Origin of the sequence: Mesorhizobium japonicum MAFF 303099, from assembly GCF_000009625.1 — a bacterium.
GTDB lineage: Bacteria > Pseudomonadota > Alphaproteobacteria > Rhizobiales > Rhizobiaceae > Mesorhizobium > Mesorhizobium japonicum.
Map to the genome: position 1 here is coordinate 1581306 of NC_002678.2, position 24853 is coordinate 1606158.

Sequence of the window (24853 nt, forward strand, 5' to 3'; positions counted from 1 at the left end):
AGCCCCCACGTAACAAACGGAGGCACCTCCGCTTTAAGTGGAGTGCTTTCATCATATAGGCAGGGAACCCCGTATGTCACGCAATTCGAACCTGCAAGGTAAAGCCGTCTTTGCCCGCTGGAGATTGGCGAAGGCGGCCAGGCTGCCGATCTCCCCTCGCGGGCGGAGATTGGCTGTCACCAGCGCTTCCGCCAACACCTAGCCGTCCGCCCCCCTTGCCCTTGCCCGCCTCGACACCAATTCCTTCCCCTCAGCGTCAAGCAACTGGAGCCAGACGCCCATGACGAAAATCCCCGTCCATCTCGATATCAACGGCCAGCACCACGAGTTGCAGCTCGAACCGCGCGTCACGCTGCTCGATGCCTTGCGCGAGCGGCTCGGCCTGACCGGCACCAAGAAGGGCTGCGACCATGGCCAGTGCGGCGCCTGCACCGTGCACATAGACGGCGAGCGCGTGCTGGCTTGCCTGACGCTGGCCGCGCAAGCCGAAGGCCGCGCCATCACCACCATTGAGGGGCTTGCACGGGAGGGCGAATTGCATCCCGTGCAGGCTGCCTTCCTCGAACAGGACGCCTTCCAGTGCGGCTATTGCACGCCGGGCCAGATCATGTCGGCGGTGGCCTGCATCCGCGAGGGCCATGCCGGCTCGGACGAAGAAATCCGCGAATACATGGCCGGCAATCTCTGCCGCTGCGGCGCCTATCCGCACATCGTCGCCGCCGTCCGCCAGGCAGCCCAGGAGTTCGCATCATGAGGGATTTTTCCTACCTGCGCGCCAGTTCGGCTGACGCCGCCCGCCAGGCGGCTGCCCTGCCCGGCGCCATGCTGCTCGCCGGCGGCACCACGCTGATCGACCTCGCCAAATGCGGCGTCGCCGAGCCCGACATGCTGGTCGACATCACCCACCTCAAGGGGCTGGACCGGATCGACGTGAACGAACGCGGCGCCACCATCGGCGCGCTCGCCAAAATGGGCCATGTCGCCGACCACGCCGACGTCAAGAGCCGCTTCCCCGCCATCTCCGAAGCACTGTGGCAGGCGGCGTCGGCGCAGATCCGCAACATGGCGACCATCGGCGGCAATCTGATGCAGCGCACGCGCTGCCCCTATTTCCGCGACCCCTCCAACTTTTCGGCCTGCAACAAGCGTGTATCAGGCAGCGGCTGTTCGGCGATCGGCGGCGTCACCCGCGGACACGCCGTGCTGGGCACCAGCGAGGCCTGTATCGCCATGTATCCTGGCGACCTCGCCACCGCTTTGGTCGCCTTCGACGCAACAGTTCATCTCGGCGAGCGCAAGCTTCTGGTGGACGACTTCTTCCTGCTGCCCGGCGCCACGCCCGACAGGGAACATGCGATCGAGCCGGGCGAGATGATCACCGCCATCGAAATTCCCGGCTCCGCCGCCGCCCGGCGCTCGACCTATCTGAAGATCCGCGACCGGCAATCCTATGAATTCGCCGCGGCAAGTGCGGCGGTCGGCATCGAATTCGAAGCCGATGGCCGCACTATCCGCGACCTGCGCGTCGCGCTCGGCGGCGTCGCGACCAAGCCGTGGCGTGTCCGTGCCGTGGAAGACGCCCTGAAGGGCAAGGTGCTGGAGCCGGAAACCGTCCGCGCCGCCAGCCTGCTCGCCGTCGAAGGCGCCGTCGACCAAGGCGCCAACCATTACAAGATCGAACTCGCGCCGCGCGTTGTCGCGCGCGCCATCCTCAAATTGGGAGAGACGGCATGACCGTTCACAACATCAGAGTTGGTGAATCGAGACGGGGCGACGCCTCCGACGGCGCACTGGCGGAAGCCGTTGGCGGCCGGCTGTCGCGCGTCGACGGCCCGGCCAAGATCACCGGTGCCGCCAAATACGCCGTCGAGCAGCAGCTCGAGCACCTCGCCTATGCCGTGCTGGTCGAAAGCACGATTGCCTCGGGCAAGGTGCGCGCGATCGACACTGCGCAGGCTGAGGCGGCGCCGGCTGTGCTGCAAGTGCTGACGCCGGACACCATCATCAGCCTGAGGACCGCATCCGACTGGTTCGGCACGCCGCCACCGGACAAACCCTACTGCCCGCTGGCGCGCGACATCACCTTCTCCGGCCAGCATATCGCGGCAGTTGTCGCCGAAACCTTCGAGCAGGCGGTCGCCGCGGCGGCCCTCGTCAAGGTCAGCTATGACGAGACGCCTTCCATCGTCGATCTCAGCGACGGCAAGGCCGGCGACGGCATTCCGATCGATGCCATGACCAAGGAATGGGGCGATGCGCCCGCAGCCTTCGCCGCCGCGCCGGTGCGCATCTGCGCCGCCTACAACACGCCGCGCGAATACCAGGCGCCGATGGAGCCGCATGGCCTGATCGCGCGCTGGGAGGGCGATCATCTGACCGTCTGGGAGCCGAGCCAGTGGTTGGACGGCATGGCCCGCACCTACGCCGAATGGTTCGAAGTGCCGTTCGAGAATGTGCGGCTGGTCTCGCCCTATATTGGCGGTGGCTTCGGCTCCAAGGCGCTGGCGCTGAGCCATGGCGCGGTGGCGGCAAGTGCCGCCAAAATGCTGGGACGGCCGGTGAAGCTGGTGATGACGCGGCCGCAGACCTTTACCGGCTATGGCGGCCGCGCCGCGACGCGCCAGACGGTGACGATCGGCGCCAACCACGACGGCATGATCCAGTCGATCGTGCATCGCGGCGTCAACGAAACCTCCATCGACGGCATGTGGGTCGAGCCGCTCGGCTCGGTCACCTCGATCATGTACGCGACGCCGAATTTCTCCTCGAAGCAGAATGTCGTGCGGGTCAATTCCGTGGTGCCGGGCGCCATGCGGGCGCCGGGCGAAAATCCGTCGGCCTTCGGCATCGAAAGCGCCATCGACGAGCTCGCCTATGAGGTCGGCATCGACCCACTGGAGATTCGGCTCAGAAACTATGCCGAGCAGGATCCGCACGCCAGAAAAGCCTGGTCGACCAGGCAGTTGCGAGAGGCTTTTGCCGCGGGCGCCGAGCGCTTCGGCTGGTCCAGGCGCTCGTCGAAACCGCGCTCGATGCGCGACGGCAACCAGCTGATCGGCTGGGGCGTCGCCGCCGGCACCTATCCGGTGCGGCGCGCCTACGGCGAGGCTCTCGTGCGCATCCTGGCCGACGGCTCGGTCGAGGTCGAAAGCTCCTCGATCGACATGGGCCAGGGCACCTACACCATCCTGGCGCAGACCGCCGCCGAGACGGTCGGCGTGCCGGCCGACGATGTTGTGGTGAAGCTCGGCGACTCCCGCTTTGCCCGCGCCGGCGTCAGCGGCGGCTCGCGGCTGGCTGGCGTGATGACGGGGGCGGTCCACAAGGCCGCGACCTCGGCGCTCGATCAAATGGTGGGCCTGGCGATCAGCGATCCGCGCTCGCCCTTCCACGCGCTGCAGGCCAACACTCTGGTCGTCGCCAATGGCCGCATCGGCTCGCCGCGCGGCGACGGCCCCGATGTCTCGATCGCCGAACTGCTCAAGAGCGTCGGCCGCGACCGCATCGAGGCGACCGGCGACACCATGCCGGCCAACTCGACGGCGGAAGACCGCTACAAGAACTACACCACCATCGCCATGGCGCTGCCGCACACCGAGGGCGATTATTCCCGCTACTCCTGGTGCGCGCATTTCATCGAGGTGCGCGTCGACGAGGATTTCGGCACGGTGCGCGTGTCGCGCGTGGTGTCGGCGCTGGATTCCGGCCGGCTCTACAACCCGAAGCTCGCCGAAAGCCAATGGAAGGGCGGCATCATCATGGGCATCGGCCAGGCGTTGCTGGAAGAAGGCATCATGGATCGTCGCCATGGCCGCATCGTCAACAACAACCTCGCCGATTACCTGGTGCCGACCAATGCCGACATCCCGGACATCGAGGTGATCTCGGTCGGCATTCCCGACCCGCACTCCTCGGCGCTCGGCGGCAAGGGTGTGGGTGAGCTTGGCATCGTCGGTGTCGCGCCCGCGATCGCCAATGCGGTGTTCCACGCGACGGGAAAGAGGGTGCGGGATTTGCCGATCACGCTGGAGAAGCTGATCTGAGGGTGGAGCGCGTAATCTCCCTTTGCGCTGGAGATTACGCGACCGGTCGCGTTCGCCCCTACCACTCCAACCCGAATACCAGCTTGCCGAAATGCAGGCCGCCGGCAGCCATGTGGGTGTAGGCTTCGGCCGCGTCATCAGGTGAAAACACCTTGTCGACGACCGGCTTGATCCCGGCGGCGCCGATGGCGCGGGCGGCGTCGCGAAGGTCGGACACCGATCCGGTGTTGTTGCCGATCACTTTCAAGGCCTTGATGATGATCGGCAGCAGGTTGATCGTGGCCTCGGCGCCGGTGACGAAACCGATGGTGAACAGCGTGCCGCCGGGCGCCGTGGCGTTGATGGCGCGGGCGAAGGTCGCGGTGCCGCCGGTCTCGACGACGAGGTCGGCGCCAAGGCCGCCGGTCAGTTCCAGCACCTTGCCGTCCCAGTCCGGCGTCGCACGGTAGTTGATGAGGTGATCGGCGCCCAGCGCCTTCGCCCGCTCCAGCTTCTCGTCCGACGACGAGGTGATGATGACGGTGGCGCCAGCCGCCTTGGCAAGCTGCAGGGTGAAGATCGAGACGCCGCCGGTGCCGAGCAGCACGACGACCGAACCCGGCCCGACATTGGCGGTGCGCAGCGCGTTCCATGCCGTGGTGCCGGCGATCGGCAACGTCGACGCCGCCTCGAAGGAGAGATGCGCCGGGACCGGCACAAGCGAATTGGCCGGCAGCGCGACATATTCGGCCAGCGACCCCGGCAACGAGATGCCGCGCATCTGCGTCATTTCGTAGGGCCGCGGCCTTCCGCCGATCCAGCGCGGCTTGGCATGGGCGACGACGCGATCGCCCATGCTGAAACTCGTAACGCCCTCGCCCAGCGCGACGATCTCACCGGCGCCGTCGGCGACCGGGATGAGTGGAAAGCTCGGCCCGGGATAATTGCCGCTCGCCACCGCGACGTCGACGAAATTGAGGCTGGCCGCACGCTGGCGGATCAGCACCTCGCCGCGCTGCGGTTCGGGGGTGGCGACGGTGGCGGCGCGGAAGGCGTCGAGCCTGGGTTGGCTCAGTTCGATGGCTTTCATGATTTCACTCCGGTGGGACGATTGATGGTTGAGTGAACCTATCTGCTGCGCTATTTCTGGATAATCATTCCATTTTGCATTTGAGTAATGCCAGATATGCAGCAATCTCACGAACCGGCGGCCCTTGCCGAAATGGCGGCCTTCGCGGCCATCGCCGAGGCGCGCTCCTTCACTAGGGCAGCAGTGCGTGTCGGGCGCGACGCGACCATCCTGTCGCGGCGCCTGCAATCGCTGGAGGAGCGGCTGGGGGTCAGGCTGCTGCACCGCACGACACGCAGCGTATCGCTGACCGAAGCGGGTGCCGAATTCCTGGTACGCGTGCGCGCCATCCTCGCCTCCGTCGACGAAGCCGAGGCCGCCGCGTCGGCGCATGCCGACGGCAGCCCGCGCGGCCTGCTCAGGCTGGCGCTGCCTGGCACGTTCGGGCGCATGTGGATCGGACCGCTGCTGCCGCAATTCCTTGCCGAATTTCCCGATATCCGCATCGAGGCCGAATTCTCCAACCGCTTCGCCGATCTGGTCGCCGAGAATTTCGACGTTGCCGTGCGGCTCGGCGCGCTTGAGGATTCGCGCCTTGTGGCGCGCAAGGTGGCGACGCGGCGCCGGCTGCTTTGCGCCGCCCCCGCCTATCTCGCCCGAAGAGGCAGGCCGGATACGCCGCAGGCGCTGCTCGAACATTCCTGCCTGGGCTTCAGCGGCTTCCAGACCTTTCCGGCCTGGGAGATGACCGACCGCGAGGGCCGGCGGGCGCGCGTCGAGGTTTCCGGGCCGTTGGTCAGCGACGACGCCGAGGTGCTGGTCGAGGCCGCCGTGCAGGGGCTCGGCCTGATGATGAGCACCGACTGGCTGATCGGCCGCGAACTCGCCGACGGGCGGCTAGTGCCTGTCCTGGAGGAATGGACGCTGGCCGACGAAGGCGCCGTCTATGTCGTCTTGCCCTCGGCCAAGGGACAAGCCGCCAAGACCCGCGCCTTCGCCGACTGGATCAGCAAGCGCTTCGCGCCGGAGCCGCCCTGGCGGCAATGAAGTGCCGTCATCCGGTTTTCGCCAAACTCCCCACCTATCCTGGAAAATCCCAGTTCGACCGGTTCAGGACATCGCTGGGTGGAAGAATCTCTTCGGGCTTGAGCTCTCGGCGCTGAACCTCATCGGCGACAAATTCCTCACGGGGTCCCCACGCTCCACCACTGCCGATTTTTAGCGGGATTTTATCCGGCGTCAGACATTGCGAAAGGTTTATGTCAAACGTACCCGGAGCCATGTCGAACCAGTCGCACGCCTCGCCGAGAACACTGTCCGTGCGGCCCATGCTCTCCGGGATGACATTGCGGCCGAGGTGAATAGCCGGCGAATCTGCCGACTGACATTTCTCGCATATGGAGAGCCGCTCAAACGCGCCGCCCTTGGCGGCCCTGAAGGATAGTGCCTGCCCCGTTTGGTCGTTGCGGATATCTAGGATTCGCCGTCCATCGGGATACGATATTTCATCGTAGGTCCACGGATCGTGCCGCCGCAATGCCCTGACCGCACCTTGCCATTGCATGTGCATGGCAAAATCCGGTGGGCGCTTGACAGCGGTTGCAGCTTGGGGTGGCGGATGGTCGAAGTGCAGCCATTGGGCAACGTCCAGCAAATTGGCAGGCAGCTCGACCTCCTCGGCGGACACCGGGCGCCGTTCGAGTCTGACAATCGCCGTCGATTGAAACAGCGAGCCGTTCACAAACACCCTCGTGGCGATCTGGATACCATCAGCCGTCAGGCAACTCAGCCATTGAAGTCCAGGGGCCGGCTTGTCTGGATCGCGCCGCACAACGTCCCGCACGTCGCATCGCTCGCCGGCATGCGTCTCGGTCTGGCCGGTTTCCGTTACTGCGCGAATTCGTTCGTAGGATGTCGACGTCTCACGGTTTACCGAAACAGAGGAATAGTTTGGATCCCGAAGGAATGAGACCGTTATTTGCTTTGCCGGATTTCCGTAGATGACCGCCCCCAGTTCGTCCACACGGACCCAGCCGTCATGATGTGTGACGATCCTCGTATGGGATCCGGCCGAATTTCCCGATGGTTGCACCGTCATCGTCGCGACATAGTCGGGGACATTGGCCGACGGCGCATACGGTATGTCGCCTGCCCACGCCGGAGAACCTGCCAGAACAAGGCCCGCCATGATCGGTAGTCTCATCATGGCTTCTCCCCCCGCGTGCCACGCAGCTCCGACCGTACGATTCCCTGCAAGAGCGGCGATTTTGCGACGGCTGTGCGACTGGGCTCCGCTGGTTTTTACTTCGCCTCACCCTGCCCCTTCATGAACTGGCTGAGCAGATCCACCGGCAGCGGGAACACCACCGTCGACGAGCGCTCGCCGGCAATGTCGTGCAGGGCCTCGAAATAGCGCAGTTGCATGGCCTGCGGTTCGGCCGCCAGCATCCGGCCCGCCTCGACCAGTTTCGCCGCCGCCTGCTGCTCGCCATCGGCATTGATCACCTTGGCGCGCCGCAGCCGCTCGGCCTCGGCCTGCTTGGCGATGGCGCGGATCATGCTCTCGTTCAGGTCGACATGCTTGATCTCGACATTCGACACCTTGATGCCCCAGGCGTCGGTGCGCTGGTCGAGGATTTCCTGGATGTCGCTGTTGAGCTTGTCGCGTTCGGCCAGCATCTCGTCGAGCTCGTGCTTGCCGAGCACCGAGCGCAGCGTGGTTTGCGCCAGCTGGTTGGTGGCGGCCATGTAGTCCTCGACCTGGATGATCGCGCGCTCGGCGTCGACGATTCGGAAATAGAGCACCGCGTTCACCTTCACCGAGACGTTGTCGCGCGAAATCACGTCCTGCGGCGGCACATCCTGCACCACCACCCGCAGGTCGACCTTCACCATCTGCTGCACGAAGGGGACGAGGATGATGAGGCCGGGACCCTTCACCCCGGTGAAGCGGCCGAGCGTGAAGACCACGCCGCGCTGATATTCCCGGAGGATACGGACGGCCGCGGACAAGAACATGATCACGACCAGCGCAACGACCAGATAGGCCACATAACCAACCATCATTGCCTTGCTCCATTCCTTCCCGGATCGCGCCGCCGCACGGTGAGCACGAGGTCGCTGATGTCAGTCACCTCGACGCTGTCGCCGGCCACGATCGGTTCGGCTGCCTTTGCCCGCCAGCGCTCGCCCAGGGCCAGCACATGACCCTCGCCGCCTTGCCAGTCGAGGATCTCGACCGGCAGGCCGCGCATCGCGTCGCCACCGACGCGCGGCGGGTTCTTGCGTGCCGCCCAGACATAGGTGCCGGTCAGCAGCGCCAGCCCAAGCGTCAGCGCGGCGGCGGGACCGATGACGGCCCATGACATGGCAAAGCCCGGCCCCTCTACCCGCAGCAGCATGGCGGCGCCGAACAGAAAGGCGGCCACGCCGCTTACGCCGAGCACGACGGTGGGATTGAGGGCCTCGATGACGAGGAAGGCGATGCCGAGCAGCATCAGCGCAAGGCCGGTATAGTTGATCGGCAGGAGGTCGAGCGCGTAGAGGCCGAGCACGAGGCAGATGGTGCCGATGACGCCGGGCGCGACCGCGCCGGGACTGGTGAACTCGAAGACGATGCCATAGACGCCGACCAGCATCAGGATGACCGCGATGTTCGGATCGGTGATGACGGCAAGCAGCCGGATGAACCAGCCGGGCTCCAGCGTCTCGACCGGCAGCCCCTTGGTCGCCAGCACCACTTTTTTGCCGGCCACGTCGACGGTGCGCCCGTCGGCCAGTTGCAACAGCTCGGTGGTGTCGTGGGCGACGAAGTCGATGACATGCTCCTGCAGCGCCGCATTGGCCGACAGGCTTGCCGCCTCGCGCACCGCCTTCTCGCCCCAGTCACCATTGCGCCCGCGCAGTTCGGCGAGCGAGCGGATCAGGGCGACCGCGTCATTGGTCACCTTGGCCATCATCGCGTCGCCCGCCGGCCGACCGTCCTCACCCTTCTGGTCGCCCTGGTTCTTCTGGTCGCCCTGAGTCTTCTGCTCGCCCTGAGTCTTCTGATCACCCTTGTCGCCGCCCGGGAGCGACGGCAGCCCGCCGATCTCGACCGGCGTCGCGGCGCCGAGATTGGTGCCGGGCGCCATCGCCGCGACATGGGTAGCGTAGAGGATATAGGTGCCGGCGCTCGCCGCATGGCCGCCGGCCGGCGCGACATAGCCGATGACGGGCACTGGCGAAGCCAGGATGTCGGCGATCATCTCGCGCATCGAGGTGACCAGCCCGCCGGGCGTATCGAGTTGCAGGATGAGGACCGTGGCGTCCCGCTTGGCGGCGACATCGAGCGCTTCCTCGAGTTGCCTGGTGCTCGCCGGCCCGATTGCGCCGTCAATGGCGACGCTCAGCGCAACCTTCTCGCTCCCAGCCGAAGAGAGGGGAGAAAATGCAGCCACGGCGACAAAAGCCGCGGCAAGAAGGGCCACCCGCGCGAAGGACACGCTCAACGCTCCATGGACTCAATATGGGTGGTGTCCCAGCGAAGTCCAATGGGGAGTTGATGCCGTCGGCTGGCACTGGAATTGTCATGGAACGCGCCGCTGCACTTTCCCGATCGCTGTGGCCGATCAGCCGCAGCCGATCGACGCGCCAGGAAGCCGCTGATTCCTCGGCAAGGCGGAGAGTCGCGACCTCAGCAGGCCCGCACTATGATCCGGGTGCCGCGAGGGGCATACCAATGTCCGAAACGAGCTTGACGAGGTCGGCCTGACGCTTCGTGCCGGTTTTGGCGAAGATACGGTTGAGGTGAGTCTTCAACGTGTTCTCTCCGATGCCGAGCGACAGCGCGCTCTCGGACGCACTCAATCCGCTGCCGATCCGCAGCAGGATACGGGCCTCCGCGGGAGTGAGGTCGAACAGCGTTGTGAGAATGGCCTCCGGCGGCGGCGACGAGGACGTCGTGGTCGATACGAAGACAGCGGCACAGGCTGGCCGGAAAGATGCGCGCGCCGTTCCTTCGGTCAACGGCAACACATAGGCGACGGCGGGCGGCTGACCCCGGGCTGAAATGGGCAGCCCTATGCCGCGAGAGCCAAGCAAGTCATCCGCGCTCGCGGCACTTGCGATGGCTTCCAGCAGGGCGCGGGCTATCACCGGGTTCTGCGCCTGGAGCTGGCCCTTCCTGGAAAGAATGGGGCCTTGCTCAGAAAACATCCGATCGGCAGCCCCGTTCGCATGGACGATTGCTCCGTCAGCGCCGGTGAGAACGATAGGCACGGCGAAATAGTCGAGCGTCTGGCGATAGTGGTTGGCGGTAATGCGGACCTGATCAAGCAGATCGCCAATCAGGGAAGCACGGCGCAGATGCGGCGAGAGCGAAGCCAGGAAACGCTGCTCTTCGGCGGTTATCACCCCCCTGCTGGTTCGCGTGGTGCAGCCCAGGAGCCCGATTCGGTCCTTTGTATGAACGAATTTGGTGACGCAGGCCTCGCGCAATCCCTGCGGTTTGGCCCAGTTCTGAAAAAATGGCGTCTGTTGCAGCTCGGCCTCACTCATGAGTGAAAGCGTCGCAACGGGCGTGTCGATGTCGCCATCGACCGCGGCCCTCAATCCAGGAATTGCATCAAAGTCATAGTCTTCTTGAAGCACCCGCATCTTCTCGGCGTCCCAGGGAGAATGAGCCGCGAAACGGCCGCGATTATCGCCGGTGCTGGCAAGCGCAATTGTGGTATAGGCCGCGTCGACAGCTTCAGTGATGCGGGTCATTACTCCGGTCCAGCCTTCCGGATTCACCACGCAATCGTATATGCCGCCTATGATCGAATAAAGGACTTCGCCACCCAACCCTTCCACCACCACCCTCGCCTCGACAAATCCCATATAGCTGCTCAAGATTTAGCGGCATCATACTTTTGGGTGACGCCACGGGTGATTGAGCTCGATTAAGGGGTTAAGTCGAGAAGTTGAACGCCCGGCGACTAATGTCGCTGGTAATTCCGGGAATGGGAAGGATCGGGTTCGACATTTTTTGAAGTCGCCGAATTGGCTGCTTAGGGGGGCGGCTCCAATGAAGTGTGTCCAAAATCTCGCCGGGACTCCGTTTCCCGGACAGACTTCCATGAATTCGGCGCTTCGGCACAAGCTGTGCTCGCAAGCGAGTTGGCTTGCACTGCGATCCGCCATCGGCATCGCCACGGCTGCGGGCGTTAGTCTGCTGGCGCCCGCCCAGGCCTGGGCGGATTGTGTCGTCGGCGGGACCACTGTCCAATGCGACACGACCTCCACCACCGACACGACCTTTCCCGCCAACGCGCCCAATGACCGCAACTATCAGGGCTTGTTGCCCGTGCCGATCGGCGTCACCATCGATGTGGGAACGACGGTGAGCGGGTATGGCTTTGCGGTTACCAACACCGGCACCGGCGGCGTCACCATCACCAACAATGGCGCGATCAGCGTCGATGCCGGCAACACGCCGACCGCGGGCGGCACAGCGGCCCTGTCGGTCTCGGCGGCCGGCGGCGCGATCACCTACACAGGCGGCAGCATCACCAACAACGGCGCCGGCAACGCGTTCGATGTGTCGCAGACGGGTGGTGCCGGTTCGGTGAACATCAACGTCACCGGCAATGTCTCAGCGGCAACCGGCGAAGGCATCGTCGTGCGCGACGTGACCACCAGCACTGGCATCAGCGTCACCACCGGCGCGGTGACGGCGCTGACGGCGGGCAAGGACGCGATCGACGTCCAGAGCCAGTCGTTGACAGGCAATATCACAGAGGTCGCCAACGGCAATCTCCAGGCGGGCAACGCCGGCATGGTGGCCGCGATCCTCAACGCTGCGGGGATCGGCAACATCGACGTGACCGCCAACGGGTCGCTCGACGCCCGCTTCGGCATCGACGCCGAGAACTTCGGCTCGGGCTCGACCAAGGTCACCACCGTCGGTCCGGTCACCGTGACCACCGGCAACGGCATCTTCGCGCTGTCGACCGGCGGCGACGTCACGGTCAACGCCGGCGATGTCACCTCCACCGGCAACACCGCCATCATCGCCCAGCAGACCAAGGTGGCCGGCTCGGGCATCATCGACGTGACCGCCGGCAAGGTCTCCGGCACGACCGGCATCGATGCGCATAACTTCGGCACCGGCGCAACCAGCGTCACCGCCAACGGCACGGTGACCGGCAGCTTCGCCGAAGGCATCAAGGTGGTCGGCAACGCGGCGGTCACCGTATCGGTCGCCGACACGGTGACCGGCGCGACGCGCGGCCTCAGCCTGGTTGGCGGCACCGGCGGTTCGGGCGACATCTCGGTGACCGGCACCGGCGGGTTCGCCGGCGGCAGCGGCGATGCGGCAAACATCCTCAACAACGGCTCGGGCACGGTCACCATCGACATCTCGGGCGCCAGCAGCTCGACCGGCGGTGAAGGCATCGTGGTGCGCGACGTGACCACCAGCACCGGCATCAGCGTCACCACCGGCGCGGTGACCGCGCTAACGGCGGGCAAGGACGCGATCGACGTCCAGAGCCAGTCGTTGACAGGCAATATCACAGAGGTCGCCAACGGCAATCTCCAGGCGGGCAACGCCGGCATGGTGGCCGCGATCCTCAACGCTGCGGGGATCGGCAACATCGACGTGACCGCCAACGGGTCGCTCGACGCCCGCTTCGGCATCGACGCCGAGAACTTCGGCTCGGGCTCGACCAAGGTCACCACCGTCGGTCCGGTCACCGTGACCACCGGCAACGGCATCTTCGCGCTGTCGACCGGCGGCGACGTCACGGTCAACGCCGGCGATGTCACCTCCACCGGCAACACCGCCATCATCGCACGACAGACGGGAGCTGGCGCGGGCGCGATCGCCATCACCACCAGCGGCACGGTCGAAGGCGCCATCGCCGCGATCGACGCACAATCAAATGCCGGCCACGCGATCGGCATCACTCTTTCCGGCGCGACGCACAACAGCTCTCAGACGGCCGCGGCGCTGGCCATCAACACTGCCGGCGGCGCCACCACGCTCATCAATAACGGCGCGCTGCTTGGCCGGGTGACGCTTGGCGACTTCGTCGACAAGGTGACCAACAACGCCACCTGGACGACCGGCGGCACCAGCCAGTTCGGCGCAGGCTTCGACAGCTTGATCAACGCGGCCTCGGCAACGCTCGTCACCGCCAGCAATGGCGCATCGCTCGAGACCACGACCTTCAGCGGCCTCGAATCCCTGTCGAATTCCGGACTTTTGACCATGCAGGACGGCGGCGCCGGCGACCGCACCCTGGTTTCGGGCAATGTGACGCTGACCGCTGGTTCCACCTACGCCATCGACATCGGCGGAGCTCAGTCGGATCTGCTCCATGCCTCCGGCACCGCCGACATCACCGGCTCTACGCTGGCGGTCAACATACAGGGCGGCCTGCAGTTCGGTTCCCACTACACGGTGCTGACTGCCGATCTCGGACTGGCCGGCCACTTCGCCAGCGTGACGGGGATCACCAACACCGCGTTCCTGTCGGTGACCGATACCTATGACGCCAACAACGCCTATCTCGACGTGTTGAAGACGAAAAACTTCGCCGATGCCGGGCTGACGCCGAACCAGATCGCCACCGGCCAAGGGCTCGACAGCATTCCGGCATCCGGATCACTGTTCAATGCCGTCGCCGGTCTGGCCACCGACGCCGAGGCGCAAGCCGCCTTCGACCAGCTTTCCGGCGAAATCCACGCCTCGGCCAAAGGCATGCTGCTTGAGGACTCCAGCTTCATCCGCGACGCCGCCAGCAACCGCATCGCTTCAGCTTTTGGCGACAGCAGCACGGCAGCACTCCCGGTGATGGCCTATGGCGAGGGCGGTCCCGAAATGGTCGCCGCAGACACAGATCGCTTTGCCGTCTGGGGCCAGGCTTTCGGCTCATGGGGCAACGTGGATTCCGACGGCAACGCCGCCGCCTTCGACCGCTCGACCGGCGGCCTGCTGGCTGGCGCCGACACGCTGCTCGGCGACTGGCGCGTCGGCCTGCTCGGCGGCTACAGCCATTCCTCCTTCAACGCCGACGATCGCAATTCCTCCGGCAAGAGCGACAATTACCATCTCGGCCTCTATGGCGGCACCAATTGGGGCGCCATCGCTTTCCGCACCGGTGCGGCCTATAGCTGGAGCAGTCTTTCGACACATCGCTCCGTTGCCTTCAACGGCTTCACGGATGGGCTCTCGGCCGACTACGATGCGGGCACCGCACAGATGTTCGGCGAACTCGCCTACAAGGCCGAAACCAGCGGCAGCTTCAAGTTCGAGCCCTTCGCCAACCTCGCCTATGTCAGCGTGCATACTGACGGCTTCAGCGAAACCGGCGGTGCTGCCGCGCTGACCAGCGCCGGCACGAGCACCAACGCCACCTTCACCACGCTCGGCCTGCGCGGCTCGACCGATTTTGCGCTTGGCGGCGTCAATGCCACCGCGCGCGGTATGCTCGGCTGGCGCCACGCTTTTGGCGACGTCACGCCGTCCTCGAGCTTCGCCTTTGCCGGCGGCGACGCCTTCACCATCGCCGGCGTGCCGATCGCGAGGGACGCCGCCGTCATCGAAGCCGGCATCGACATGAAAATGTCGCCCAATGCGACGCTCGGCCTGTCCTATTCCGGTCAGTTCGGCGGTGGCGCCGTCGACAACGGCGCCAAGGCAAACCTCAGCGTCAAGTTCTGACGACAACAGGCCGCCGGCTCACGCCAAATTGGCGGCGCCATGCGTCCCTTATTCCGGCGCCGGCACCGGCGGCTTCGAGGTCAGCGCCGTGCCGGCGGCCGCGACGATGACGGCGGCGATGCCCGCCAGTTGCGGCGGGGTCAGGCTTTCGTGCAGGAACAGGAAGCCGGCTAGCGCGCCGAGCCCCGGCTCCAGGCAGGTCAGCGTGCCGTAGATGCGGGCCGGCATGCGGGTCAGCGCCACCATCTCCAGGAAGAACGGCAGCGCGCTGGAAAACAGGCCGACGAGCAGCGCACTGACCAGGATCGATGGCGCCAGCAGCCCGGTACCCGCCTGCGCAATGCCGAAGGGCAGCACCAGCACGGCGGCGATCGCCATGCCATAGGCGGTGGTGCGGGTGCCAAGCTCCGCCCCCGCCTTTTGCGCCAGCACGATGTAGAGCGCCCAGAAGCCGCCCGCCGCCAGCGCCAGCATCACCCCGGTCGGATCGAGAGGCTGCAGCGAATGGATGAAGGGCGACAACAGGATGATGCCGGCCAGCGCAAGCGCGATCCAGGCAAAATCGCTGGCGCGCCGCGACGTCAGCGTCGCCACCAGCAGCGGCCCGGAAAATTCGAGCGCCACGGCGACGCCGAGCGGGATCCTGGCAAGGGCTGCGTAGAACAGCAGGTTGAGCGCGCAGAGCGTCACCCCATAGGCGACCAGCCACGGCAATGTGGCGCGCGACGGCCGCATCTGCCAGGGCCGCAGCACCGCGATCAGCATCAGCGCGCCGATGACCAGCCGCAGCGTCGTCGTGCCTTGCGCACCGATCTGCGGGAACAGGGTTTTTGCGAAGGTGGCGCCGATCTGGATCGACACCATGGCCCCCATCAGCGCCACGACGGGCAAGGGTGCCGCTTCGCGATTGGCAACCGGCATCGATGTCACTTTGGCTTTGTCCTTCCCTGCCGGGCAGAAACCGCCTGGCGGCATGGGATTAGGCCGAACCGGCCCGCCTGTCGTGAGGCAGCGCGGACGGCTTGATAGGTCAGGACAGGTGTCGAGGCGCGCCGGCGCCCTCCCCCGCTTCAGCCGCTGAACGACACGCCCCGGCGGCGCATGCCCGCCTGCACGCCGCGCACGATCAGCCGGGACAGCATTTCCATGTCCCAGGGCATGCCCGGACGCCAGACATCCAGCAACAGGGCTATGCGCGTTTCATCGGCGTTGTTCATCACCTCGTGCGGATAGGTGTCGTCCCACAGCATGCCTTCGCCGTCGGTGATGCGTTTTTCCTGATGGTCGATCATCATGATGGTTGCCGGGCGGCCGTCGGCCTGGCGCGGGATGACCAGGCCAAGGTGAAACCGCATGATGCCGCGGAACGGTCCACGATGGCTGGGTATGTGCTTGCGCGGCGCCAGGAACGAGATCGCGGCCGATTTGACTTCCGGGCATTCGGCAAGCAAGCGGCTGAGAACCGGCATCCGCGCCAGGTTCTCCGGCACCGCCATGTCATAGGCCTTGAGCACGAACATGCGCCAGTCGAGGCCGTCATTGGCCGAGATATCGGCCTGCTCCGGCATGATGTCGTGGAAGCGCGGGACCTTGCCCAGATGCACGCCAAGCGCTTCATCGCGGATGTCGCGCCAGGCATTGGTGAATTTCGCCGCGTTGGGAAATTCGCTGGCGCTATCGAGGATCGCCGGCGCGTCTATGCGCCTTTCATAGACACGCCGGATAACATCGGATGCAAGATCGTAGGTGCGGGACATCTCACGGCCTCCGTTGCATCATAAACGGACGGCCCCCGATTTTGGTTACACATTTTGTTCACGACGCCGTGCGCAGCCCAGCCGGGTCGTCACGGCGACGGTCCGAAACGACCTCGACGGCTACCCGGCATTTCGGGCAATTGCTTCACCGATCCGGCGCCGGCATCTTGTGGCCGGCGGCGTCCCGATGCTATTTAAGATACCTCTAATATTGATCCGGAAGCGCATGCTGCTGTTGAAGCGGGTTATCGCGCCGGGTGTATTAGCCTGGATCGGGTGGAGGGCGGCTGGGGATGGTCACCACGGTATTCATTGTCGACGACCATCCGCTGCTCCTGCGCGGCCTGGCAGACCTGATTGCCCGCGACTCCGGCTACAGGGTCATTGGGACCGCCCTGGACGGCAGGAGTGCCCTGACCATGATTCGGCAGGACCTGCCCGACGTCGCGGTGATCGATCTGAACATGCCGGGATTCAGCGGGCTCGACCTTGCCTTCGAACTCGGCAAGGAGACGCCGACCACGCGCTGTGTGATGTTGACGGCCGGCGCATCACAAAGTCAGCTCTACGAGGTGATCAAGGCCGGCGTCGCAGGGATCGTGCTGAAGGAGGCCGCGATCGGGACGTTGCTTCGATGCATTCACCGTGTCGCCGCCGGCGGCCACTGGTTGCCGGCCGAAATAGTCGGCGAAGTCCTCGGGTTGCATTCGACATCGGCATTGCGAAAAACACGCTGAAAATTGAAATGAACAACATATATCGCAAGCTGGAGGTCGCCGCGCGGCGGTGTGAGGCGCCGGCGGGCCCGGCTTCTTTGCCGTGTGGAAGGCCTTTCCAACATCTGCAGCTTGGCCGGATGCCTGCTTTTGAGGGAAGCAAGCCGCGTGGTCAGCCGACGAAAGACGGCGACTATGCTGCATCGCAAAAAATAGTGATTCCAGTTCATTCACCGGACAACGCGAACCAGCCTAAATAGGTAAAATGTAGATTGTCAAATTTCGAGATATTTTTAACAAAAATTCGGACGCTTCCTGTCTCCATGAGCAGAAATGCTTCCAATCAACCGAAGCGCGCAGACCCGAATAACTCCAACCAAAAAGTTGAAATGCTATCCAGAATCGCCAGAAACCGAAAAATCGGTGACTTTTTGCCCATTTTTTGCCTTGCTCACATAAGTATTTCAGGTCGCTAAATTTTTTGTGTTGCGCTGCACAATGTCGTGACCGAACCATCCGCCGGGGGACTCGTTTGCGACTGGACATATACCGTGAAGGATTCCGCCGGGTTGACCGACTTGAGCCGCCCGTCCGTCGATTGCGAGATCGACCCAGGCAGGCTCGCACGGCACGGGTTTGATGGCGCAGCGGCCGGTCTCATGCGCATTGGCCTGCCGTTCGAAACGACCCGTTGCCAGCTTCACTACGGACATCACGCCGCCGGCGGAAGCCGCTGATGGCAAACGCCCGCGACGTCCAGCTGGATGCACTGAGGGCCATCGCCGTGACGATGGTGATGTATTCCCATTTCTTCGCGGCGGGAGGATCTTCGTTCTGGGGCCATATCGGCGTGCGGCTGTTCTTCGTTCTGAGCGGCTTCCTGATCACCCGCCTGCTCCTGGAAGCGCGTTCGGCCGCCGCGTTTGAAGCCGGTCCCGCGCTGCGGTCCTTCTACATCAGGCGGGCGCTGCGGATATTCCCTCCCTATTTTGCCGTGCTGGGTTTCGTCTGGCTGTTTGATCTGGAGCAGTCCAGGGGATCGCTGGTCTGGCATGCGCTTTACCTGTCGAATTTCTGGTATGCGCTGCGCAATGACTGGACGCCCTGGGTTCTCTGCCATTTCTGGAGCCTGAGCATCGAGGAGCAGTTCTATATTGCCTGGCCGCTGGTCGTCCTGCTGGCCCCATACCGGCGCTTCGAACAGATCTGCATTGGCGTCATCGCGCTGTCGCTGGCCTATCGCTTCTACTGGCCGGTCACCGCCAACCCTGCGCTGGCGCGCGACCTGCTGCCGCCGGCATCCATGGACGCGCTGGCGTCGGGCGGGCTGCTTGCCTGCTGGCGGTTGAGGGGCGCCGGCCTGCCGCAATGGATGCGGCTGGGCTGGCCTGCCTTCGCGGCCGCGTTCCTGATGATCGAGTGGTTTGTCGCAGCACCTCCGGATCCGACGCTGGAATGGGCCCGCTGGCTGCTGCTGCAAGTCCTGCCCCTGGTGCCGCTGATGGCCATCGTCGCCGCCTGTTCGCGCGGCCTTGGCGGCATCCCTGGCAGGTTTGCGGAACTGCCGCCGCTGCTCGCCCTCGGCCGTGTCAGCTACGGCGTCTATCTCTACCATCCGATATTGCTGTCGCTCGCCATCAAGTCGCAGGCCTGGATTCCGCTCAATGTCTCGGAGCAAGGGCCAGGACGGTTCCTGGTGGCTAGCACCGCCACGATTGTCGTGGCCTCGATTTCCTGGCTGGTTTTCGAAAGGCCGCTCAACAGCCTCAAGCGTCACTTCCCTTATGTCCGGCGAACCCAGGCCGCCGGCTGGTTTGCCAGGCCGGCGCAAGCCTATGCCGGCGGATCGCCCGATGGCCGCACGCCATCCCTCGACCTCCCGCGAACGGATGCAAGACCATGACCGCCGCGCCGCTCGTCTCCGTCCTGCTGCCGGTCTACAATGCCGGACCCTACCTCGCAGCAGCACTTGGAAGCATCCTGCGGCAGGACTACGGCCGCCTGGAGGTCATCGCGATCGACGACGGCTCGAGCGACAATTCGCTCGAGATCCTCGAGCGATACCGGCAGGCCGACAGCCGCGTCTCGATCATCTCGCGCGAAAACCGCGGCCTCGTCGCGACGCTCAACGAAGGGCTGGCGGCAGCCCAAGGCGAGCTGGTCGCGCGGATGGACGCCGACGACGTCGCCTATCCCTGGCGCCTGTCGCGCCAGGTGGCGCTTTTCGAGCAGCGGCCCGAGCTTGGCTTTTGCGGCGCCGGCGTCGACATGTTGATCCGCGGCCGCATCGCCAGGGGCAGGCCCGATCCGGTGTTCCGGTTCGGCCGCATGCCCATATTGGCGATGTTCTTCACCATCTTCATGCACCCCACGGTCGTCTACAACAGGAAGGTCATCGAAGACGCCGATCTCCACTACGACCCGACCTACCGGCACGCCGAGGATTTCGATCTCTTCGGGCGGCTGGCCGCTCGCTACCCGGCGGCCATGATGCCCGAAAACCTGCTCGTCTACCGCGTCCATCAGGCAAGCGTGACCAGCCGGCACGGCAAGGAGATGCGCAGGACGCATTTGCGGATCGTGGCCGAGAACCTCGAGCGCGAGGGCCTCGCGGAGGCCACGCGCGACCTGCGCGACATCGGCGAAGCGGTCAGCTTCGACACGGTTACCCGTGCGGCCGACTTCATCGTCGCGCTGGAGGAGCGGATCCGCTCTCTGCCGGCCGAGACGCGGCCGAGCTTCGAAGCCGGCGCGCTCAACCTGTTCTATTTCCTTTACCAGCTCGTCGCCGACGAAAGGCAGCCCCCTTTGACGCATGAATTGCTGAGGCGGACCGCGAAGTGGAACGCCATCCGGCGGCGCGAGAAATATGCGCTGCGGCCGGGCGCCTGGGCGCCCTGGCTGAGCCTCGCCTCGCTGGCGGCCGGCAAGCAGGCGGACGCGGTGGAATATTTCTTCAAATCCGCGCCCGCCGCGGCGGTTCTGGCATCTCATCAGGTGGGCTAGAGGAATGACCGTCAATGCCCACCAACCTCTGCGGCGCGATCGTTCGACGGCGCTTGGCCTCGCCCCGGCCGATCCACGACCGGAGCGATCGGTGCCCGAGGTCAGCTTCATCATCTGCACGCGCAACCGCGTCGCCGTGCTCGAGGCCTGCCTCAAGTCGGTGCAGGCCGCGTGCCGTGCCCATGCCGGCTTCGCGGCCGAGCTCGTGGTCGTCGACAATGGCTCGAGCGACCGCACGGCGGAACGCCTGGCCAGCATCGCCGCGATGTCGGATATTCCATTCACGCCCGTTAGCGAGCCACGCCGCGGACTGGCGGCGGCCCGTAACGCCGGGTTGAGGCGCGCCAGGGGGCGCGTGCTGGTCTTCGTCGATGATGATTGCGCGGTGCATTGCGACTATCTGCGCGACCTGGAACGACATTATGCTTCCGGCGAACAGGGGCTCATCCGCGGAGGCCGTGTCGAGCTCGGGGATCCCAGGGACTTGCCGTTTACGATCAAGCGATCGCGGGTGTGCGAGCGGCTGACGCCCGATATTCATCCCGGCGGCTTCGTGCTGGGCTGCAACATGACGATGCACCGCGACGTCGCGGCCCGCATCGGCGATTTCGACGAACGCTTTGGCGCGGGTGGGCCCTTGCGGTCGGCGGAGGATACCGACTACCTCGTGCGAGCGGTGCTGCTCGGCATCCCGGTCGAGTACGTGCCTGACATGACGATATTCCATCATCACGGCCGGCGGGACCGCAAAGCCATCGAAAAGCTCCACCGCGACTACAGCCTGGGCAATGGCGGGCTCTGCCTGAAACATATCCGCCACGCGCCCTGGCTGCTTCGCCATTTCTACTGGGCCGCGAGAGGGGCCTTGCGGGAATTGGCGGGCGGACCCGCTTTCGATCGTGACCTCGATCTGTCGCATCGGCCGATCGTCGGCATGAATGTGCTCGGCGCCGCCAGATACGCGCTGCTCCTGCTGGCGAGACGGCCGCAGGCCGAGCCGGCGCGGCAGGATCAACAAGCCAATGCCGAGGCACCACTGTGATGCCATTGCTCCCGCCTGGCCTCCCGATGCTGTTCCGCACGTTCGGAACGCGGCAACTGCGCCTGGTTCCGGCCGTGGTGGTCCTCGGCCTGGTCGGCGCTGCCCTCGAAGGGTTCGGCATCGGCCTGATCATCCCGCTGCTGGGCATCATCATGGGACACAGCGATGCGACGGGAATGGCCGGCTTCTCCGCTGTTCTCCAGCAGGTCGGATCGGGCTTCAGCGAGCGCGACCGGCTTGTCGTCATCTCGGCCGCCATCCTCGGCTCTATCGTCCTGAAGAACATCTTCGCCTTCGCCAACACGCTGCTGACGACCTTCATCTCCGGCAAGGCCAGTCATTCGATCCGCAGCGCCCTGTCGGAGCAGCTCCTGCGGGTCGGCTACCCCTTCTTCCTGCGGCAGAGCCCCGGACGGCTGCTCAACATCATCTCCAACGAATCCTGGCGGGCGTCCGATGCGATCCAGATCATGCTGTCGGCGATCATCAGCGCATCGGCCGCCGCCATCCTCCTGGCCTTCCTGCTGCTGTTGTCCTGGCGCATGACGCTGTTGGTCACGCTCGGACTGGCGCTCGTGCAGATCGCGCACGCCATCCTCTCGGCCAATCTGAAGGAGCCCAGCCGCAGCGTCGCTTCGCGCAACAGCCACCTCGCCTCGCAGATGCTGCATCTGGTGCATGCCGGACGCCTGATCCGCATCTTCGGCCAGGAGGGCCGGGAGAAGGCGATCTTCGACACCGCGTCCGATGGGGTCCGCCGCGCCTCCTTCGTCCTGCAGGTCCGCCAGGGTGCATTGCCGCCGCTGACGGAGGTTCTCCACGCCATGCTGTTCCTGGCGGTGGTGATCGGCGCCTGGCTTGCGCAGGTGAGTTTCCCGCTGATCATCGCCTTCGTCATCCTGCTCTACAGGCTGCAGCCGCATATGCGGGCCCTGCAGGGATCGTGGAGCCAGCTGCAGGGCTTGAGCGGATCGCTGGAAGAGGTGACATGGATGCTGGATCCGGCAGACAAGCCCAGGCCGCCACAAGGCGACGGACCGTTCCACGGTTTGCGCCGGGGCATCAAGTTCGATGACGTGACATTCACCTATTCCGGCACGGACCAGCGTGAAGTGGTGCTGCATGCGGCGACGTTCGAAATCAACAGTGGCCGCTCGACGGCGCTGATCGGCCGCTCCGGCGCCGGCAAGACGACGATCGTCAATCTTCTGTGCCGCTTCGTGGAACCGGACACGGGCAGGATCCTCGTCGATGGATCGCCACTGGACCGTATCGACGCCAACCAGTGGCGGCGCCACATCGCGCTAGCCAGCCAGGAGCTGGAGCTGGTCGACGGCACCATTTTCGAGAACATAAGCTACGGGCAGGATGCGGCGACGCTCGCAGACGCCGAGCGCGCCGCGAGGCTGGCCGAGGCGCATGAGTTCATCGAACGGCTGCCTCAGGGCTACGAGACGCTGGTCGGCTACAGGGGCGTCAATCTGTCGGCGGGACAGAGGCAGCGGATCGCGCTGGCCAGGGCGCTGGTGCGCGACCCCGATCTGCTCATCCTCGACGAGGCCACCAATGCCGTCGACGGACTGTCGGAGGCGGCCATCGTCGAGACGCTGAAGTCGAGAGCGGGACGGCGCACGACCATCGTCATCAGCCACCATCACAGCACCATCTCGTTCTGCGACGACGTGGTGATCCTGAGCCGTGGCCGGGTGAAGAAGCAGGCCCCTTTCGGCGCCCTGGCGTCGCTCTCAATGGACGAGCTCTACCAGCATGAACCGCAGGACTGACAAGGGCCGGAGCCGGGATTCCCGGTGCGCCGCTCGGCCGTGCGAATCAAAGGCCCGTGCCTTGCCGCTGGCACCCTGCGCGATCGCACCAATGCCATGCGGTGCCCGGACTCGCTACCGTTCCTTCGCGGCGGACCTGTCGATCCGCCCGGGCCGGTGCCCATCGCTTACTCTCCAGATGCGGCGCCGGCCTCCAACTCCTGCAGCGCCGCGCTGCCCCCACCCCGCTGCTTCGCAGCGACCCTCCCCACAAGGGGGAGGGTGAAGAGGCGCCTTGCCTGCCGGCGGAACAGCACTTTTGTTGGGGATCGGATCGTAAAAGGCTCGCTCCCCACCTCCCCTTGTGGGGAGGTCGGACCGCAGGTCCGGGTGGGGGTGCTGGCGCAAGCTATGCAGAACCTGGTTTCCTCGCCCCCACGAATGTGGGGGGTCCGAAGGACGGGCGAGACCCGTGGCTCGCCCCGGCACGGTGGCTCGGGCGAAGCCCGAGACGGAGCGGGGGAATGGCTCGGCTTCAAATGAGTTCAGAGGGAGCTGGCGAGCGCCGCGCTGCCCCCCTCCGACCGCTTCGCGCCAAGTCTTAGGGCGTCGCGCTGCCCCTACCCCGATCCGCTTTGCGGATCGACCTCCCCACAAGGGGGAGGGTAAAGATCACCCCGCGATCGCCATCGGCACGGCGCTCTTGTTGGGGATCTGGATATCGATCTCCAGCGTCGACATGGTCTCGCCTCGGTCCATCGAGACCTGCAGGTAATCCTGGTCGATCTGCACGTGCTTGGCGATCACCGCCATGATCTCCTCGCGCAGGATGGAGACGAGGTCGGGCTGGCTGCGGTTGCGGCGCTCATAGGCGAGCAGCACTTGCAGCCGCTCGCGCGCCACCGGCGCGCTGGAGCGCCGCTTGAAAAGGTCGAACACGTTCATCATGCCGCCCTCCTTCCCAACAGACGGTCGAGGAAACCTTTGCGCTCGAAGGGGACGACGACCGGCAGATCCTCGCCTTCCAGCCGCCTTGCGGCGTCGATATAGGCCTTGGCCGCGGTGTTGAGCGGCTCAGACAGCGTCACCGGCGCACCGAGGTTGGAGGCGCGCAGCACGTCCTGGCTTTCGGGAATGATGCCGAGCAACGGCACGGACAGGATTTCCAGCACATCGTCGATGCTGAGCATTTCACCGCGCGCGGCGCGCCCCGCGTCATAGCGGGTGACCAGCACGTGCTTGGCGATCTGCTCGCCCTGTTCGGCACGCATGGTGCGGGCGTCGAGCAGGCCGATGATGCGGTCGGAATCGCGCACCGACGACACTTCCGGATTGGTGACGATCACCGCCTCGTCGGCAAAGCGCATGGCGAGTTGCGCGCCGCGCTCGATGCCGGCCGGGCTGTCGCAGAAGACATAGTCGAACACCGAGCGCAGCTTGTCGATGACCTCGCCGACGCCCTCTTCGGTCAGCGCGTCCTTGTCGCGCGTCTGCGAGGCCGGCAGCAGGAACAGCGTGTCGACCCGCTTGTCGCGGATCAGCGCCTGCGACAGCTTCGCCGTGCCCTGGATGACGTTGACGAGGTCGAACACCACGCGGCGTTCGGCCCCCATGATCAGGTCGAGATTGCGCAGGCCGACGTCGAAATCGACCAGCGCGACCTTCTTGCCGGTCTTGGCCACGGCGGCACCGAGCGCCGCCGTCGAGGTGGTCTTGCCGACGCCCCCCTTGCCCGATGTGACCACCACTACCTTGCCCATGAAAAAGCCTCCATTGTTGTTCGTTTT

The 24853-nt window shown here is 65.3% G+C and carries 19 protein-coding genes; 10 read left to right on the forward strand and 9 right to left on the reverse strand.

Translation table 11 applies throughout. The annotated features are described in order from the left end of the window. The first annotated feature begins 280 nt into the window (after positions 1-280). From MAFF_RS08755 to MAFF_RS08765, 3 genes are read left to right on the forward strand one after another with little or no spacing between them, the layout of a single operon-like run. Positions 281-754 (forward strand): (2Fe-2S)-binding protein, encoded by a 474-nt coding sequence (locus MAFF_RS08755; protein ID WP_010910530.1) that lies wholly within the window; start codon positions 281-283, stop codon positions 752-754. After that, positions 751-1734: an FAD binding domain-containing protein gene (locus tag MAFF_RS08760; RefSeq protein WP_010910531.1), complete on the forward strand. Its 984-nt coding sequence runs from the start codon at positions 751-753 to the stop codon at positions 1732-1734. The genes MAFF_RS08755 and MAFF_RS08760 overlap by 4 nt, the downstream gene beginning before the upstream one ends. Continuing rightward, entirely contained in the window at positions 1731-4043 is a 2313-nt protein-coding gene (locus tag MAFF_RS08765; protein WP_010910532.1) for a xanthine dehydrogenase family protein molybdopterin-binding subunit, read from the forward strand. The genes MAFF_RS08760 and MAFF_RS08765 overlap by 4 nt, the downstream gene beginning before the upstream one ends. Positions 4044-4101: 58 nt before the next feature. Here MAFF_RS08765 and MAFF_RS08770 read toward each other — a convergent pair whose 3' ends face one another. Continuing rightward, the gene (locus tag MAFF_RS08770; RefSeq protein WP_010910533.1) at positions 4102-5112 is read right to left on the reverse strand and encodes a zinc-dependent alcohol dehydrogenase family protein; all 1011 of its coding nucleotides are present in this window, start codon (positions 5110-5112) and stop codon (positions 4102-4104) included. A gap of 96 nt (positions 5113-5208) precedes the next feature. Here MAFF_RS08770 and MAFF_RS08775 point away from each other — a divergent pair, with 96 nt between their 5' ends. Continuing rightward, a complete protein-coding gene (locus MAFF_RS08775) occupies positions 5209-6138 on the forward strand; it encodes a LysR family transcriptional regulator (RefSeq protein WP_032931005.1) in 930 nt (309 codons plus the stop codon). A 34-nt stretch (positions 6139-6172) separates the two neighbouring features. Here the strand turns inward: MAFF_RS08775 and MAFF_RS08780 are convergent, their stop codons facing one another. From MAFF_RS08780 to MAFF_RS08795, 4 genes are all read right to left on the reverse strand, one after another. Then, positions 6173-7297: a hypothetical protein gene (locus MAFF_RS08780; protein ID WP_010910535.1), complete on the reverse strand. Its 1125-nt coding sequence runs from the start codon at positions 7295-7297 to the stop codon at positions 6173-6175. 95 nt (positions 7298-7392) lie between these two features. Continuing rightward, positions 7393-8157, reverse strand: a complete 765-nt coding sequence (locus MAFF_RS08785; RefSeq protein WP_010910536.1) for a slipin family protein — start codon at positions 8155-8157, stop codon at positions 7393-7395. Next, the gene (locus tag MAFF_RS08790; protein WP_010910537.1) at positions 8154-9575 is read right to left on the reverse strand and encodes an NfeD family protein; all 1422 of its coding nucleotides are present in this window, start codon (positions 9573-9575) and stop codon (positions 8154-8156) included. Before MAFF_RS08790 ends, MAFF_RS08785 begins: the two co-directional genes overlap by 4 nt. A 205-nt stretch (positions 9576-9780) precedes the next feature. Beyond that, positions 9781-10965 carry a LuxR C-terminal-related transcriptional regulator gene (locus MAFF_RS08795; RefSeq protein WP_244420746.1) on the reverse strand — a complete coding sequence of 395 codons (1185 nt, stop codon included), beginning with the start codon at positions 10963-10965 and terminating at the stop codon, positions 9781-9783. 226 nt (positions 10966-11191) lie between these two features. Here MAFF_RS08795 and MAFF_RS08800 point away from each other — a divergent pair, with 226 nt between their 5' ends. Then, on the forward strand, positions 11192-14782 hold the full coding sequence (locus MAFF_RS08800; RefSeq protein WP_244420747.1) for an autotransporter outer membrane beta-barrel domain-containing protein: 3591 nt from the start codon (positions 11192-11194) through the stop codon (positions 14780-14782). A gap of 48 nt (positions 14783-14830) precedes the next feature. Here MAFF_RS08800 and MAFF_RS08805 read toward each other — a convergent pair whose 3' ends face one another. Together MAFF_RS08805 and MAFF_RS08810 are read right to left on the reverse strand one after the other, a co-directional pair. Next, positions 14831-15712 (reverse strand): EamA family transporter, encoded by an 882-nt coding sequence (locus tag MAFF_RS08805; RefSeq protein ID WP_044550673.1) that lies wholly within the window; start codon positions 15710-15712, stop codon positions 14831-14833. Between the two features lie 140 nt (positions 15713-15852). Beyond that, entirely contained in the window at positions 15853-16539 is a 687-nt protein-coding gene (locus tag MAFF_RS08810) for an aspartyl/asparaginyl beta-hydroxylase domain-containing protein (RefSeq protein WP_010910541.1), read from the reverse strand. A 293-nt stretch (positions 16540-16832) separates the two neighbouring features. Here MAFF_RS08810 and MAFF_RS08815 point away from each other — a divergent pair, with 293 nt between their 5' ends. The 5 genes from MAFF_RS08815 to MAFF_RS08835 all read left to right on the forward strand — a co-directional run bounded on the left by MAFF_RS08815 (position 16833) and on the right by MAFF_RS08835 (position 23087). Beyond that, the gene (locus MAFF_RS08815; RefSeq protein WP_010910542.1) at positions 16833-17276 is read left to right on the forward strand and encodes a response regulator; all 444 of its coding nucleotides are present in this window, start codon (positions 16833-16835) and stop codon (positions 17274-17276) included. Between the two features lie 715 nt (positions 17277-17991). Then, positions 17992-19158, forward strand: coding sequence for an acyltransferase family protein (locus tag MAFF_RS08820; RefSeq protein ID WP_010910544.1), 1167 nt, complete (start codon positions 17992-17994; stop codon positions 19156-19158). After that, on the forward strand, positions 19155-20261 hold the full coding sequence (locus tag MAFF_RS08825; RefSeq protein WP_010910545.1) for a glycosyltransferase family 2 protein: 1107 nt from the start codon (positions 19155-19157) through the stop codon (positions 20259-20261). Before MAFF_RS08820 ends, MAFF_RS08825 begins: the two co-directional genes overlap by 4 nt. 4 nt (positions 20262-20265) lie before the next feature. Further along, a complete protein-coding gene (locus MAFF_RS08830) occupies positions 20266-21303 on the forward strand; it encodes a glycosyltransferase family 2 protein (RefSeq protein ID WP_052292081.1) in 1038 nt (345 codons plus the stop codon). Continuing rightward, positions 21303-23087 (forward strand): ABC transporter ATP-binding protein, encoded by a 1785-nt coding sequence (locus MAFF_RS08835; RefSeq protein WP_044548148.1) that lies wholly within the window; start codon positions 21303-21305, stop codon positions 23085-23087. Before MAFF_RS08830 ends, MAFF_RS08835 begins: the two co-directional genes overlap by 1 nt. A gap of 651 nt (positions 23088-23738) precedes the next feature. On the opposite strand, the gene minE is transcribed toward MAFF_RS08835, so the two are convergent. Both minE and minD read right to left on the reverse strand, forming a co-directional pair. Further along, positions 23739-24014, reverse strand: a complete 276-nt coding sequence (gene minE, locus MAFF_RS08840) for a cell division topological specificity factor MinE (protein WP_010910548.1) — start codon at positions 24012-24014, stop codon at positions 23739-23741. Then, positions 24011-24826 carry a septum site-determining protein MinD gene (minD, locus tag MAFF_RS08845; RefSeq protein WP_010910549.1) on the reverse strand — a complete coding sequence of 272 codons (816 nt, stop codon included), beginning with the start codon at positions 24824-24826 and terminating at the stop codon, positions 24011-24013. The genes minE and minD overlap by 4 nt, the downstream gene beginning before the upstream one ends. Between the last annotated feature and the right edge of the window lie 27 nt (positions 24827-24853).